The organism is Nonomuraea sp. NPDC005730, from assembly GCF_040630865.1.
Lineage (GTDB): Bacteria > Actinomycetota > Actinomycetes > Streptosporangiales > Streptosporangiaceae > Nonomuraea.
Genome location: NZ_JBEXYK010000039.1, coordinates 1 through 15040, shown reverse-complemented (window position 1 = coordinate 15040; position 15040 = coordinate 1). Strand labels below are relative to the sequence as shown.

Here is a 15040-nt window from a genome sequence, read left to right as displayed (position 1 = left end):
ATGGCCGACGAACTCGCCCAGCTGGCGACGGCACGCGCCGCGCTCGAAGCGGCCGCCGCCAAGAGGCTCGCCGCCCGGGTCGAGCTAGATCGCGCGACCGCGCGGCTCGCGACCCTGAACCGGCAGGGCGCGGCGGCCACCGCCCGCCGGGCCGTCGAGCGGGCAGCCGCGAAAGCACGCCGTGACCTGGAGACGGCCCAGGACCGCGAGGCCGCCCTTCGCGCGAGCATCGATGCGCTGCGCGAGCGCGTCCGCACGCTACGACGCCCCGAGGACGACGTCGCGCGCCTGGACGGACAGGTGCCGGTCGCGCTGTTCCCGGTACGGCTGGAGACGCGGTTCGTCGACGGCGGCAACACGCTCAAGATCCGTGTGTATCCCGAACAGGTGCATGTTGACGCGCACGAGCCGGGCCTGACCGAAGGCGAGTTCGCGGCAGGCCAGGCGTACTGGGCGGCGCGCGCGGCGGCCTCGAACGACGCCGAGGCCTCGGCCGCGTGGGCCGCACTGATCCGCAAGGTGCGCCCGACCCGTGCGCGCTTCCTGGTGGACGCGACCGACCCGGCCTCCGGCGTCCCGCCCGCTGCCCGGCCCGGGCCCTTCACCCGCCAGCCGACGGCGCGCCTGCTACCTGAGCAGTGGGTCGCGATCGGGCTGCGGGGCGGCGTCGAGGTGTTCCGCAGCTGGGGCAAGCCGGTCACCGAGGGCCTGCCCGTCGGCCTGCCGCCCGACCCCGACGACCCGTCGGCCTCGCAGGACGCCGCGGCGTCGGCCCCGCCGCCCACGCCCGACACGCAGGACGCGCTCGCGCTCGACCCCTCCATCGCGTGGCTCGTCGACTACGACGCCGCGCAGGCCGCGGGCATGGCCGTGACCGTCACGCAGGCGCAGGTGAGCGGCGGCCGGCTGGCCGACGGCGTCGACGAGCTGCTCGTGCTCGGCGTCGACTGGGGCGCCGACCCGCGGGCCGCGGCCGCGACGCTGCAAGAGACGCTGCGCCACCACCTCTACTCCGACGGGCTCGCGCTGCTCGGCGCGGGCGTACCCACCAACACGACCGACGCCGACCGCGCCGCACGCGGGACCGACCCGCTGCTGGACGGCGCCGAGCTGGACCCGGTCGTCCTGCGGACGGCGCCGCAGGCGGCCCAGCGCCTCGACGCGGCGCTCGGCATCGGCGCCGACGACGTGCTCGACGCCGTCCCGGCGCGCGGCTCGCTGGACGACGTCGCCTGCGCCGACATGAACAACGCGCTGTGGGCCTCGACGCTCGGCGCATTCCTCGACGACCTCATGGAGCCGCTGGTCAGCACTGCCACCGCCGACCTGGTGCACGAGCACCACCGCCGGTGGGTCCGTGGCAGAGGCCCTCTGCCAGCCCTGCGGGTCGGCCGCCAGCCGTACGGAGTGCTGCCCGTGCTGGCCGGGCGGACCGCCACGGGCGACGCGTTCCTCGACGCCCTGGCGCAACGGCTCGACGGCATGCGCCCGTTCTGGGCCTCTGCCGTCGGCGCTGTGCCGCGGTTGGGGGACTCCGACCGACCCGACGCCGACGTCCTGGAACTGCTGCGACGCACGCCGCGCTCGGCCGGCTTCCGCTTCCACGAGGCGTTCGCCGGGACCACGACCACGAGCCTGGACCTGATGTCCGCCACGGCGACGCTGCAGGAGCTGCTCGGGCGCATCGCGTTCGCGCTGGCGGGCTTCGGCCAGGTGCCGCGCATCTCAGGCGTCACGATCCAGCCCACTCCGCGGGCCGTGCCCGTGCCGCTGGTCGCCTTCGGGGCGCTGTCGGAGACCGAGCGGCTGGCCAACGACTACATCACCGAGGTGATCGACGCCACACGCACCACCGGCGGGTTCCGGCGGCTGCTCTCGAACCCGGCCGCGGCGTCCACGCTGCTGGATGCGCTGCTGCGGCAGTCGGCCGCGCAGGAGTACGTGATCGGCTCCACGCTGCTCACCTTCGAGGCCGAGCTGCGCCAGGGCACCATCACCGCGCTGCCCGAGCACCGGCGCGTGCCACACCGGGAGGTGTTCGGGATCGGCGCCGGCGCGGCCGGGCGGATCGGCGCCACGACCGGCGGCACCGTGGCGGACGACGACGAGCCCGTGTCGATGGTCGCCACGGTCGACGGGCCGGTCGCGATGGCCGAGACCGTGCTCAGGTCCGTGAGCGGCAACCGCACGCTGGCCAACCACCTGGCGATTCAGACCGACACCGTGCTCCTGAGGTCAATGCCGACCCGGCGGTTCGCCGAGTTCCGCCAGTCGCTGGGCCGGCTCGCCACGCTGCCGACGGCCGAGCTCGATCGGCTCGCCGCTGACTCGCTCGACACCGTGTCCCACCGCCTGGATGCCTGGTACACCTCGCTCGCCACGCGCCGGCTCGACGCCGTCCGGCAGGACCGTCCCGACGGCACGTACGTGGGTGGCTTCGGCTACGTCGAGGACCTGCGGCCGCGCACCGCGCCGACTAGCCAGGGATTCCTGCACGGGCCCTCGATCGCCCACGCGACAACTGCGGCGCTGCTGCGCTCGGGCCATCTCGCGCACGGGGACAGTACCGAGGGCATGTTCGCCGTCGACCTCGGCTCGGTGCGCGTCCAGCGCGCGCTCGACCTGATCGACGGCGTGCGGCGCGGCCAGCCGATCGGCGCGCTGCTCGGATACCGCTTCGAGCGCAGCGTCCGCGAGCTGCGGCTCACGCTCGCCAAATACATCCTGCCGATCCGGCAGCGCACCCCGCTCGCCGCGGTCTCGACCGGGCCGGTGCCCGCCTCGGCGGTCGAGGCCGTCGCGGCGCGCGACGTCGTCGACGGTGTGCGCCTGCTCGAGGTCTGGCGCGCGGGCGGCGACGCCTACTACGACTCGCTGTCGGTCGACGTGCCGGCGGCCGACCGCACGGCGCTCGACGGGCTGCTCGAGCAGCTTGACGACGCCCTCGACGCGGTGTCGGACGTGCTGCTGGCCGAGTCGGTCCACCAGACCGTGCTCGGCAACGCCGAGCGGGCCGCGGCGGCGCTCGACGCGCTCGACCGCCAGCACCCGATCCCCGATCCGGGTGTGGTCCGGACGCCGCGGACCGCGACGACGCACTCCCATCGCGTGCTCGTGGCGCTCGCTGATGCCGCGCCCGCTGCGGGGTGGTCGGGGCTCGACGACGCCCGACGCGCGGCCGAGCCGCGCGTCGACGCCTGGTGCGGGGCGGTGCTCGGGGCTGCCGACCGGTTCCGGTTCGCCGCGCAGGTGCGCGACGCCGCGGGCGCCGTGCTGCAGGACGTCGCCGTCGCACTGCCCGAGCTTGGGCTGTCCGCCCTCGGCACGGTGATGGCTTGCACGACGAGCACCGAGGGCGCGCCGTCGGAGCTCGAACAGCGCCTGCTGGTGCGCGTCGCCGCGCAGGTCACGGCCACCGGGGCCGCAGAGGTGGCGCTTCTGGACGAGCCGCCCGCCGGCAGCGGCGCCACCGCGGCCGGGCTGCGCGGGCTCATCGAGCTCGGGGCCGACATCGCCGCGCTCCTGTCGAGCTCGCGGCCGGGCGACGCACGGTCGCTGCTGCCCGACACGGAGCGGCCGCCGTCCGGGCTCGACGTCGCTGAGCTGCGGGGCCGCGCGGACGCAGTGGTCGGGACGCTTTCCGACATCGTGGACGCGCTGGAGGCACTCGACCCCGACCCGCCCGCCGACGACATCGTCGAGGCCTTGCTGCGGGCCGCGGACCTGCTGCCCGCGGCGGTGCCCGGGTCGCAGGACCCGGTGGCGCAGGCCGCGCGCGTGCTCGGGGGCGCGAGAAGGCTGCTCGACGACCTGGTCGCTCGTGAGGACGCCTTCGACCGGGCCGCTTCTGAGGATGCGGCGATCGCCGCGCACGACCTCGCGCGCGTGCGCGCGGTGCTGGGCGAGGACTTCCCCGTGCTCGCGCGGTTCACGCTGCCCGGCCCCGTGCCGCCCGACGGTGAGGACTGGCGGGCGTCGATCACGGCGAGCCTGGCCGACCCCGCGCTGCTCGCCGGGGCGGACCTCGCCATCGCGTCGTGGGCGATGCAGCACGCGCTGGTCCGGCCGGCGCTCGCGCGCCTGACTCGCAGCCTCGAAGGCTCCGAGCTGCTCGGCGGGCGCACGGGACTGGCCGATCTCGTCGTCGCGCAGCTCCCACGCCGCCCCGGCGCACGGTGGGTCGCCCTGCCGTTCGACACCCCGCCGCCACCGACGACGTCGCTCGTCCTGCACTGGACCGGTGCGTTGGACACCGAGGCGCCGTTCGCGGTGCTCGTCGTGGACCAGTGGAGCGACACCGTGCCGAGCAGGCAGGAGACCACGGGCGTGTCGTTCCACTTCGACGCGCCCGGGGCGCGCGCCCCGCAGTCGATACTACTGGCCGTGCCCGCCGACGCCGGCGCGACGGCGTGGAGCGTCGAGGCGCTGGCCGGGGCCGTGCGCGAGGCGGTCGCGTTGGCCCGGATCCGCCAGCTCGACATCGACGACGTCGACATGGCCGCGCGGTTCCTGCCCGCCGCCTATTTGCCGTTCAACCTCGAGGCGAAGGTGCCCTCGATCAATCTCAACGCGATGATCGTGGCCGCCGTGGCGCAGCTCGACGCGATCTTCCTTCAGGAGGAGTCATGAGCTCGGTCACCACCTGGCAGCGCCTCGAGCCGCTACCGCGGACCGACGACCTGCGCGTAGGGCTGCGGGCCGAGATCGCTGACCCGCTGTGGATGCTCGCCCGGCAGCGGCAGTTCGGCGAGCTGCGCGGAGAGGACGCCGGCTCGCCCGTCGTCGCCAACCTCGAGCTCAGCGTGGGGAGGATCTCGCGGCTGCACCTGGGAGCGCCCGGCGACGATGCCGCGGACTTCGCGACGGACCACGACGACGCCGTGGCGCCTCTGGAGGCGCTTGTCGAACGCGAGCCGGTGCGTGGGGCAGGCGTCGACAGCGGTGTCGTGGTCTCCGCCGGCCTGCACCTGCTCCGGCTGCTGCGCTTCTACAAGGCGACCGCTGCCGCACGCGTCTACCTGGACCATTACGCGCTGCGCGTGGAGGACCTGCCGGGCAACGACGCCGAGGCCGAGCGCCTGCGTCGCCGCGCCGTCGGACGGGCTCCCGACGCGCGGCGTCTTGCCGCAGACCTGGTCGAGCACCGGGGGAGCGCGGCAGAGCTGACGTCGCTTCCTGCTGTGCCGGCGATCGCTGCGGGCGACCGCGAGAAAGTGCTCGCCGCCGCCAACGCGTTTCTGGCCGCGTGGGGTGCGCTGCTGAGCGAGCCTGCCGCCGGATCGGCCGACGCGTGGGTGCCGAACCGGTTGGAGCACGCGTTCGCGATACAGGCCGAAGTGACCGGTGGCCTGGCCCTGTTGCGCGCGGACGAGTACCGCGGCGGGAGCCTGGACTGGCACTCGTTCACGCTGGCAGGCAGGCCGTCGCTCGGCGCGCCGGCGACGCCGCGGCCTCCTGGTACTTTGGTGCGCACCGTGCTGCCCACGCCCGTGTCCTACGGCGGCATGCCGACCGGCCGGTTCTGGGAGATCGAGGATGGGACCGTGCGCTTCGGCGCGCTCGAGACGGGCCGCACCGACCTGGGCCGGCTGCTGCTCACGGAGTTCGCGCTCACGTACGGCAACGACTGGTTCGTCATTCCTGTGGATCTGCCCGTCGGATCGGTGACCACCATGGACCGGTTCACCGTGACGGACACGTTCGGGCTGCCGACGCAGGTCGGGCCGTCACGCTCGGCCGGCTTTCGGATGTTCGACCTCGACGCGCCCGGTGGACCTCGGCGCCTGGACGGTGTGTTCTTCCTGGCCCCGGCGGTGGCCGACGTGCTGGAGTCGCCACCCACCGAGGAAGTGGCGTTCTTCCGCGACGAGCTGGCGAACGTGGTGTGGGGGGTGGAACGCCGATTCCAGGGCGGGGCGGGCACGCCCGTCGACCGGTACGAAGAGCATCAGCAGCGCCTGGCCGCCCAGCAACGGGTGGAGACCGAGACGCCCGACGCGCAGCTGCTCTACCGGCTCATGACCGACGTTCCCGAGCACTGGCACCCCTTCGTCCCCGTGCGGGCGGCGGGAGTGGCAGCGACATCGGGAGTGATCCAGCTCGAGCGGCGGCCGCTGGTACGGATAGCCGCGGACGGAACCGCCACCGCGGTGGAGCCGCGCGGGCGCGTGCTGACCGCGGCCGAGCCGCTTCGGCTCGAAGAGGAAGAGGTGCCGCGCGACGGCACGCACGTGGTGCGCACCTTCCAGCTCACGCGATGGAGCGACGGGCGGTATCACCTGTGGTCCGGGCGGCACAGGAGCACTGGGGCGGGTGAGGGCTCCAGCGGGCTGCGCTTCGACTCCGTGCAGACGGTAGTGCCGTGATGCGTGTCATCTCTTCGCAGGCTGGAGGAGGTCAATCGCCTCGTCTGCGGCTGTGAGCTGTGGCAGGTGCGCCTGCCGAAAATTACGTCCGCCCAGGTCATGCCCCTGCTAGGGGGCTACGTGCGGCATGCACGAGTTCCGGCGAGCAGGAGAGGGAGGCGGGTGCGGCATGATGATCGGCCGTGCTCCTTCGCCTGGCCTACCTCACCGTCACGAACGCTTTCGCCGCACTGCGGTTGCTACCCATGAGCGATCGGGACAAGAACGTGGAGATTCTTGCCCTGCGCCACCAGATCACCGTCCTTGAACGCCAACTCGGCGCTGACACCAGAGTGCGATTCGCGCCTGAGGACCGAGCCTTTCTCGCCGCGCTCCTGATCTCGCTGCCCCGCGAGGCCCTGCGCCAACTGCGGCTCATCGTCCGGCCGGACACCGTCCTACGGTGGCATCGCGATCTGATGAAACGGCGTCATGCCCGTACCTACCGACCGAAGCGGGCTGGCCGCCCGCCCACCGTCCGCTCCATCCGCACCCTCATCCTGCGCTTGCTTCGGGAGAATCCCGGCTGGGGCTACCGGCGGATCCACGGGGAGCTCACCACCTTCGGCATCCAGGTCGCGCCGTCCACGGTGTGGGAGATCCTCAAGCAGGAAGGTCTTGATCCGGCGCCCGAGCGGGCGTCCACCACGTGGGCCGACTTCCTGCGCTCCCAAGCCGATGCCATACTGGCCGCCGACTTCTTCGAGACCGTCACCCTTAACGGGCAGCGTCAGTACGTCTTGGCCGTCATCGAGCACGCCACCAGGCGCATCCGCGTGCTCGGCACCACCGCGCACCCGAGCGCGATCTGGGTCATCCAGGCGATCAAGAACCTAGTGATGGACTTGAACGATGCGGGCTGCCAGGCGCGCTTTCTGCTTCGAGACAGGGATGGCAAGTTCCCGGCCCTCATGGACGAGGTCCTCGCCGAGGCCGGCATCAAGACGGTGCTCACCGGCATTCGGATGCCGCGCATGAACTCGATCATGGAGCGGTGGGTGCAGTCCTGCCGTCACGAACTCCTCGACCGCTGCCTGCTCTGGAACGAACGCCACCTGCGGCACGCCTTGCGCGAGTACGAACACTCCTACAACCAGCACCGAGCCCACCAAGCTCTGAACCAAGCCGCCCCACTGCGCACCGCCCCGGACCCGATCACCGATCCCGGGCGAATCATCGACCTGAACATACGCCGACGAGACCGACTCGGCGGCGTCCTCCACGAATACTCACATGCCGCTTGACCTGCACGGATGGAATTTTCGGCAGGCGCACAGCCGCAGCGGCTCAGCCGTCCCGGCGTAGTAGCGGCCTATCGCCGTCGAGTACAGGAGCATGTCGCATGAGTGCAGCCGCTTGCCGAGGGAGGGCGATGGTCCGCTCGACGGTAAAGTTGCCGCAGCAGGCGTTGTAGACGTCGGTGACGTCGCTCCACAGCGAGACATGCTCGCGCACGATGCGGCACATGTCGGTGAGGATGGAGCCGTGAAACATGACCACCCCCCGGTTGCAGCCTGTAGAGCGCCGCCAGGAGTTGAACCTGATCCTCCCCACCGGGAGCGGGGTGTGCACTGTTACACCTCCGGCGCGTGTAACCTGCGGTAACACTCGCCGATCAGGAGCGATCGTAGCCGATATGGGCGGCCTTGCGTGGGCCTACCAGATGGGGCCGCGTTCTCGGAGGAGCCACAAACGGGTGTTACGGGACGAGACTTCGGAGGGCAGCCTTGCCCGCCTCGCTGACTGTTGCCGTATCGCTCTTGTCTGACTTCCGCAGCACGAACATCTTGATCAGGACGATGATGCTCGGGCCGCCGCAGAGCAGTGCGGCGAGCCATGGCTGCCCGTTACTGCCGAGCAGTACCGCACCGCCGATCATACCGACCGCCAGGACGAGCCCAGCGATGACCCCGGTCATCTGGAGCGCGTGCATCCGTCGGGCAGATGTCTCGGCCTCTTCCTTGTCGAGCCGCTTCATGCGGAACTCGTGCTCACGCTTCAGCTCAGGTTCGAGAGCCTTCAGCGCCACTTGCAAGTGCTCAACCGGGATTTGCCCCCACAGGGAGGCGATCTCGAAGCCGGACGGCGAGCCAGGCGCTTCGTCGGGCGAGGTGCGGGGCTGACGAGTCTTCACTGCCCCGCTCCTCCTCCGCCGCTCGTTACGGGTACGCGATCTTTCGTCAGCAGATGGTCAGGTGGAGGTCCGAGCCTTGCGAAGAGCGTGTCAAGGCCATTCACCAGCGTGCGCGTAGCCTCGACTTCATCCTGCTTCTCAGGTTCGTAATGCTCCTCAGCCTCGCCCTGCTTCTCAAATGTGGAGAGGAGTTCGGCAGTGGTATTCCCATCGAAGACCCCTGACTTTATGGCGGCCCGAATCAGCGCCTCGGACCGTCTCGTGAACTCATCATTATCGAGGTAGAAGAGCCGCCGCACGCGGTGTCTAGAGATTGAATCTTCGAGGCGGTCCATCGCCTCCGTTAGCTGCCCGACACTAAGCTCGTGAACACGCCGGGAGTGCACGGAGCGCAACGTATCCAGGTACACCGTCACAAACCTGTAGACCGCCGACGGATGTTGTCTTTGCAGCTCATCCATGATGGGGGGTAGGGCTTCGGATGGCTTGTGTCGACCCAGATGAAGTGTGTTTGCTATGAATTCCTGGAGGTCGACGTCGCCTAGTTCCGGTAGTGTTTTGATCGCTATCACGAAGCGCGCATATGCGGTCTCCAGGACGTCTTCAGGAGAGGCAAGGCGTCTCCATCTTGCCCCCCGCATTCGTGCCGCGAGCCGGGCCAACAGACTCTTGAAGCCGGATCTAGAGCTCATCTTTGTTGACCTCCGTCTGGCCGTGGGGCGTACAGAACATCCTGTTAACGCCCACCCGCTCCTCATCGTTACACTACGCATCCATGCCTGGACGGTAAACAGACCCGGCTCGACTCGGTCAGGAAGCTGCGGCGAGGCCACACGTGGAAGGTGGCCCTGCACCTTGCCAGCGCAGGGCCACAGATTCGACCCGTCAACGGCCGGCTCTCATGTTGCTCCGATTGGCACTCACCCGCACCCACTCCCCTCGCTACCTGGTGGTGCTTGACGAGGGAGTGCTCAGCCGCCCCATCGGCGGACCCAGCGTCATTGCGCCTACCGACAATTGCATCCATGCTGGTCAAGCGGCGTGTGAGTACTCGTGGAGGACGCCGCCGAGTCGGTCTCGTCGGCGTATGTTCAGGTCGGTGATTCGCTCCGGGTCCGTAATCGGGTCCGGGGCGGGACGCAGCGGGGCGGAGTGGTTCAGGGCTTGATGGGCCCGGTGCTGGTTGTAGAAGCGTTCGTACTCGCGCAGGGCGTGCTGCAGGTGGTGTCCGTTCCAGATCAGGCAGGGGGCGAGAAGCTCGTGACGGCACGACTGGACCCACCGCTCCATGATCGAGTTCATCCGCCGCATCCGGATGTCGGCGAGCACCGTCTTGATGCCGGCCTCGGCGAGCACCTCGTCCGTGAGGGCAGGGAACTTCCCATCCCGATCGCGGAGCAGAAAGTGCGCCCGACAGCCCGCATCGTCCAGATCCATCACCAGAATCCTGATCGTCTGGATGACCCAGCCGGCGCTCGGGTGTGCGGTGGTGCCGAGCACCAGGACCCGCCTGGTGGCGTGCTCGATCACCGCCAGAATGTACTTGCGTTGCCCCTTGAGGGTGATGGTCTCGATGAAATCGGCGGCCAGCAGGGAATCGGCTTGCGAGCGCAGGAAGTCGGCCCACGTGGTGGACGCCCGCTCTGGCGCCGGATCAAGCTCTGCCTGTTTGAGGATCTCCCACACTGTGGACGGCGCGACCTTGATACCGAGTGTGGCGAACCCGCCGGTAGCCCCAGCCCGGGTTCTCCCGAACCAGACACAGAATGAGGGCACGGATGGAGCGGATCGTGTGTGGGCGCCCGGGGCGCTTGGGCCGACAGGTACGAGCGGGACGGCGTTTCATCGATCGCGGTGCCGGCGCGGCACGGTGTCCGGCTGGACGAGGAGTCGCAGCGGGCGTAGGACCTTACGTGACAGCGAGGTCAGGAGAGCGGCAAGGAAGGCTCTGTCCTCGGGCGCGAATCGCACTCTGGTGTCGGTGCCGAGTTGGCGTTCAAGGGCGGTGATCTGGTGGCGCAGGGCGAGGATCTCGATGTCCTTGTCCCGATCGCGCATGGGGAGCAACCGCAGCGCGGCGAACGCGTTCGTGACGGGCAGGTAGGCCAAGCGTAGGAGCACAGCGGATCATCCTGCCGTAGGCGTTCACCCTCTCCGGGTGGTTGGGAGCTCGCGACGCGAAGCCTCCAGATGGCCATGACCTGGGCGAATGCGATTATCGGCAGGTGCAGAGCTAGTGGCCACGGTCGCGGATCAGGAACGCCAGGTCTCCACTTCCTTGGAGGTGTCGCCCGGCGGGAGTAGCGTCAGCCAGCCGAACAAACGGACCAGGAGCAGGTAGAGCGGACGTAGGAGCACGTGTGCCGAGGGACGAAGGCCAGATCAGATGCCATGGGTGAGTTGTGGCATCACACGGGGCTCCATTGCCGCCATGCCGGGCCTCCTGGGGAAGGAGACCCGGCGGTGCGTATGTCAGTAGTCGCGCAGCTCCTCCTCCGCGCGACGTGACCATCGCGAAACGAATGCGGGATCCAGCCCTTCCTCGAGAACCGTCACGCGGATCTCTCCGGTCGCCGACTTGTGGACGTGCATGAGCTCTCCACCGTTCGGCGCCAGATCCCAGATCTCGGCGACCCAGTCATCAGTACCCGGAACGCTGAGGACAGAGAGCTCGATGAGCCGTTCCCCTTCTTTTGTCACGATCACGATGTCATCCCATTTCCCTGAACGAATGCAGCGTCCACGACCCCGTCCCCCCAGGCTGCCGGAACTGAAGTCCCTTGTCAGGCAGCAGGTACTCCACGACTCTATCTCCGGCCTTGTTGGTGTACACCTGCACCGCGGCGCGGGGATCCCGGGTTATGGAGGTGACCACTTGGTCGCCCAGGCTGTTCCACGCCGGCGCGTTCTTCTTCCCCGTCGGAGTCGGCCATTGTCCCGTGTTCGTGGATCTGCTCGCGTGCTTCTTCAACTCGAAACCGGCCCGTGTCAGCCCCTGCTTGTCGGCGGCCCGCGAGGCGTTGTTGAGGACCCACGCGGTCAGGCGAGTCGCTCCTTGCGCCATCTCCCCGATCGCCTTCGACGGGGGAATGACCACCCCAGTGTTCGGCTGGGCGCCTGAAGTCGGCTCGCCGAGGACGAGCCTTCGACCGGCAAGGTATCTTTCGGAGTTCGAATCGATGCCGAGGATGTTGTTGATATCGTGCCTGGCTGCCTGGCATTCCGGATCGGAGCACTCATCCGCGACGGGCGCAGTCATCTCCGAGATGGCTTGGTAGAACCCTCCGATCCAGTCCCAGATCGACCCCTGCACCCTGGGCGGTGGTGGCGGCGTGACGGTCACAGGGGACAGGCACGTTGTAGCTCTTGGCCGCGCTTGCCTTCGGTCAGCGCTGTGAGCAGGCCGGCGTCCGCCCGTCCACGGGCCGCACCGGGACATGCTTCGACAATGCGATCACCGAGAGCTTCTTCGCCTCGCTGGAGTGCGAGCTGATCGACCGGCGCACCTTCCGCACCAGGTCAGATGCCGAACGAGCCCTGTTCAGCTACATCGAGGGCTTCTACAACCCACGCCGCCGCCATTCCGCCAACGGTCAGCTCAGCCCGGCCGAATACGAACGCCGACACACGCTCAAGAACGCCCAAGTCCTCGACTATGCTGCCGCGTAGTCGCAAGCCCTGATGTGTCTATCGAACCGGGGCAATTCCAGAAGAGCATCCGAGGCCCCTGGTGGTGACGGACGTGATTGTGGTGATCAACCCGTCTACCAGGGGTTTCGCCATGCCATCAGGCGAATGCCGATCTTGCGATCATGCTGTGATCAGCAGCCCGCCACACGGGGATGAAAACGGCTCACTGGAGTACTAGTTGATCACGTAAACGGACACGGCGGGTAATCCGGTGGCGCGAGAAAGTCTGCCGACAACCATTGGCGGGCCAAGTAGAGCAGCGTGGGCTGGTTGGTGAGCGGGAACTTGGACGGAGTGCACACTTGACGGCTTGCGATAGTGCTGGTTTTCACTCTGAAGATCATGCGGTCGGAAGCCCGTAACAACGTGGTCCAGTCCTCGCCCACCGCCAGCACGTGTCCCACGACCGGTTTTACGGAAAGCGGTAAAGCCTCCAGACGGATGGTCTCGGTGGGCAGCCACAAAGAGGTGTTGAACGCAGTCGCCACCACGAGCGCCAATACGGACACCCCGCCGGTCCAGCGCTGCGCGGTGCGCACCCGCCTGTCGTCAGCCGTGGCGGTCTGGATACTGCCGTACGTGCCTCGATCCTCATGCCCGGCGTCGCGTGATGCCAGCCTGTCCGCGCCGGCACGCTTCCCTATGACATGGTGGATTTCGGGATTCCCCTTTTCGGTGGTGGCCGTGATGATGGTCGGCCGAAGCCGCAAGCGCAGCAGCGCCCATCGGGCGACCAGGGGAATGACAAGGAGAAGGAAATACGTCCAGGGTGCGGTCATCGCCAGGCTCAGAAGGAGAAAGAGCGCCACGGGTATGAGAGTCGGGTTCCACCATTGCCCTGGTCCTTTTGCGGCTGCGGGGCCGAAAGACATACTGACCGAAGATCTGCCCTGACCGTCGGACGACGCCCTGACCGTACCCTCGCTGCCTCGACTCCGATTGGCTCGTTTCGTGGGAATGAGCGCAAACAAGACAAAGAGCGCGAAGAGGATGGCGGATGGAAAAGCCGTCAACGTCGCCCCTAGGACGACCCGGGGCACGTCGCCGGACTCGATCAGGGCGGAGGCGGTGTTCGGGTCGAAATGAGCGGCGGCGAACAACTTCAACACCGCGAGCACGCCCAGCAGGCCGAACAACATACTCGGCCACAACTCGCTCAGATGACCCAGCCAGAGTTGCTCTGAGGGTGGCTGGGGAGTAAGGGTGGTGGCGACGACCCGCCGCTCGCCGTCTTCCCGAGGTAAATCGATCTCGGACATACGACGATTATCCGATAAGCAAGCGCGACCCTCACGGGTATTCGGCAACGATCGGGCGCAGGTTACACATACGTGAGAGAGCAATCGTCAATGCCCGTACCCAGCGCCCGGCGGAAGGAGCATGCTCCTCCCCTGACCTGTGAAAGCACCTCCCACAGCGGCGTCCAGAACCCGACCGGGGCTGGCCCGTCCCTGCCGGTTCTCCCTCGTCGTCGATGGATCTGCCGACGGTCGTCAGCGCGCGTCTTAGGCACTACCGTAAGCGGCATGGGTCTGTCTTCCCAGGGAGGCACCCCTGCCGGAAGACCCACAGTCTTCGATCATTTCCCAGCACCGAAATTCCGACGAGCCAGGGAGTGCGCATGGGCCTGCGAAGGATCAGGCATGTGAAAATCCCGGTGACTGATCTCCAGCGGAGCATCAGCTGGTAGCGGCAACTGCTGGATCTTGAGCTCGTCGCGGAGTTCCTCGAGGAAGGCGTTCTGCGCGGCGTGGCGCTCGTGGCGAAGGACGGCGCCTTCGGCATTGCGCTGCGCGAGCGCGCCTCTTGCGCCAGCCGGCCCGTCCTGGACGGCTTCGACTCCTTCGCTCTTGAGGCCGACGACATCGAAACCCTGCACGCTCTGGCGGACCACTGCGAAAAGCTCGGCATCCTCCACAACGGCGTGCAAGACCGCGGCCCGTACGGTGCCGGCCTCGACATCCCCGATCCCGACGGTGTCATTCTCCGCTTCCTGGCCGCCAACCCCTTGAACCCCGGAACGTTTCATGGCCTGGATATCACCCCCGAAGGCCCGCGGCTCTACGACTCCCCACGGTTCACGTCCTGCCGCCCCCGTTTCCGTCGCCCGGGTGACCGGAGCTCGCGTACGCTACGCGAAGCCCTTGCAGAGCCATGACCTGGGCGGATGCAATTATCGGCAGGCGCACGGTCGGAGTGTTGCGGGCCGTCCCAGGAGCGGCGCACCTGGGACGGAAGATGAAGGCATCGCCGGGCCGGTCCAGCGGCAGGTCCTGCCGGACGCTGGTACCGCGGCCAGGACAGCTCACGCTCGTCAAGCGCGCTCGGAGGCTGCATGCTGTCACTGCACACCTGGGACGGTGGTTCCGCAACAGAGTCTGCGGATTCGCGGAACGAGGGGCTTGATCGCTTTCGGCGCTCGAACTGCGGGAGAACGCAGACTGTATGCGGAGGTCGCTTGGCCAGAAACGCGATCGCCTGTTCGTAATGAACGTAGAAGGCGATCGATGGGCGCCACTCCGCCCCTCGCCCATCTGGGCGGTGATGTCCAACAGCCAGCGGGCCCGGCAGTCCGGCCGTCAAGCAGGACGACCGGTCTCTGCGGAGACCCGCGAGACCACGCAACGGGCTAGGTCCTGTTTCATAAGGCGTTGAGCCACTGGTTGATCGCGGCGATGACGATGACGGCTTCGTAGCGGACTGCGAGTTTGTCGTAACGGGTTGCCATGCCGCGGTTGCCTTTGAGCAGGTTGATGCCGCACTCCACAGCATGACGCAGCCGGTAGGACGCAGGGTCGAAGACAGGCGGGCG

Annotated in this window: 12 protein-coding genes and 1 pseudogene; 4 read left to right on the top strand and 9 right to left on the bottom strand. The window is 68.4% G+C overall.

From position 1 onward, the window contains the following. From ABZ444_RS33310 to ABZ444_RS33300, 3 genes are all read left to right on the top strand, one after another. Complete coding sequence (locus tag ABZ444_RS33310) at positions 1–4629, top strand: hypothetical protein (protein WP_358005599.1); 4629 nt, start codon at positions 1–3, stop codon at positions 4627–4629. Further along, positions 4626–6365 carry a hypothetical protein gene (locus ABZ444_RS33305; RefSeq protein WP_358005596.1) on the top strand — a complete coding sequence of 580 codons (1740 nt, stop codon included), beginning with the start codon at positions 4626–4628 and terminating at the stop codon, positions 6363–6365. Before ABZ444_RS33310 ends, ABZ444_RS33305 begins: the two co-directional genes overlap by 4 nt. Before the next feature lie 182 nt (positions 6366–6547). Further along, positions 6548–7648, top strand: a complete 1101-nt coding sequence (locus ABZ444_RS33300) for an integrase core domain-containing protein (RefSeq protein WP_358005593.1) — start codon at positions 6548–6550, stop codon at positions 7646–7648. 43 nt (positions 7649–7691) lie between these two features. Here the strand turns inward: ABZ444_RS33300 and ABZ444_RS33295 are convergent, their stop codons facing one another. From ABZ444_RS33295 to ABZ444_RS33265, 7 genes are all read right to left on the bottom strand, one after another. Further along, complete coding sequence (locus ABZ444_RS33295; protein ID WP_358005590.1) at positions 7692–7898, bottom strand: hypothetical protein; 207 nt, start codon at positions 7896–7898, stop codon at positions 7692–7694. Between the two features lie 205 nt (positions 7899–8103). Continuing rightward, entirely contained in the window at positions 8104–8538 is a 435-nt protein-coding gene (locus tag ABZ444_RS33290) for a hypothetical protein (protein ID WP_358005587.1), read from the bottom strand. Further along, positions 8535–9230, bottom strand: a complete 696-nt coding sequence (locus tag ABZ444_RS33285) for a hypothetical protein (RefSeq protein WP_358005584.1) — start codon at positions 9228–9230, stop codon at positions 8535–8537. Before ABZ444_RS33285 ends, ABZ444_RS33290 begins: the two co-directional genes overlap by 4 nt. A gap of 340 nt (positions 9231–9570) precedes the next feature. Continuing rightward, positions 9571–10224 carry an integrase core domain-containing protein gene (locus tag ABZ444_RS33280; protein WP_358005581.1) on the bottom strand — a complete coding sequence of 218 codons (654 nt, stop codon included), beginning with the start codon at positions 10222–10224 and terminating at the stop codon, positions 9571–9573. A 156-nt stretch (positions 10225–10380) separates the two neighbouring features. Beyond that, on the bottom strand, positions 10381–10647 hold the full coding sequence (locus tag ABZ444_RS33275; RefSeq protein WP_358005578.1) for a hypothetical protein: 267 nt from the start codon (positions 10645–10647) through the stop codon (positions 10381–10383). 363 nt (positions 10648–11010) lie between these two features. Beyond that, positions 11011–11244, bottom strand: a complete 234-nt coding sequence (locus ABZ444_RS33270; RefSeq protein ID WP_358005575.1) for a hypothetical protein — start codon at positions 11242–11244, stop codon at positions 11011–11013. A gap of 4 nt (positions 11245–11248) precedes the next feature. Continuing rightward, complete coding sequence (locus ABZ444_RS33265) at positions 11249–11881, bottom strand: hypothetical protein (RefSeq protein WP_358005572.1); 633 nt, start codon at positions 11879–11881, stop codon at positions 11249–11251. Between the two features lie 29 nt (positions 11882–11910). Between ABZ444_RS33265 and ABZ444_RS33260 the strand changes: the two are divergent. Beyond that, a pseudogene (locus tag ABZ444_RS33260) lies at positions 11911–12207 on the top strand (IS3 family transposase); the annotation flags it as partial. Positions 12208–12410: 203 nt separating this feature from the next. On the opposite strand, the gene ABZ444_RS33255 reads toward ABZ444_RS33260, so the two are convergent. Both ABZ444_RS33255 and ABZ444_RS33250 read right to left on the bottom strand, forming a co-directional pair. After that, entirely contained in the window at positions 12411–13487 is a 1077-nt protein-coding gene (locus ABZ444_RS33255; RefSeq protein ID WP_358005569.1) for a hypothetical protein, read from the bottom strand. A gap of 320 nt (positions 13488–13807) precedes the next feature. Continuing rightward, positions 13808–14257 (bottom strand): hypothetical protein, encoded by a 450-nt coding sequence (locus ABZ444_RS33250; protein WP_358005566.1) that lies wholly within the window; start codon positions 14255–14257, stop codon positions 13808–13810. Positions 14258–15040 lie beyond the last annotated feature (783 nt).

Coding starts and splice junctions, on each gene's coding strand:
- ABZ444_RS33250 (WP_358005566.1), bottom strand. CDS start 14,257: ATGAAACGTTCCGGGGTTCAAGGGGTTGGCGGCCAGGAAGCGGAGAAT.
- ABZ444_RS33285 (WP_358005584.1), bottom strand. CDS start 9,230: ATGAGCTCTAGATCCGGCTTCAAGAGTCTGTTGGCCCGGCTCGCGGCA.
- ABZ444_RS33295 (WP_358005590.1), bottom strand. CDS start 7,898: ATGTTTCACGGCTCCATCCTCACCGACATGTGCCGCATCGTGCGCGAG.
- ABZ444_RS33310 (WP_358005599.1), top strand. CDS start 1: ATGGCCGACGAACTCGCCCAGCTGGCGACGGCACGCGCCGCGCTCGAA.
- ABZ444_RS33255 (WP_358005569.1), bottom strand. CDS start 13,487: ATGTCCGAGATCGATTTACCTCGGGAAGACGGCGAGCGGCGGGTCGTC.
- ABZ444_RS33305 (WP_358005596.1), top strand. CDS start 4,626: ATGAGCTCGGTCACCACCTGGCAGCGCCTCGAGCCGCTACCGCGGACC.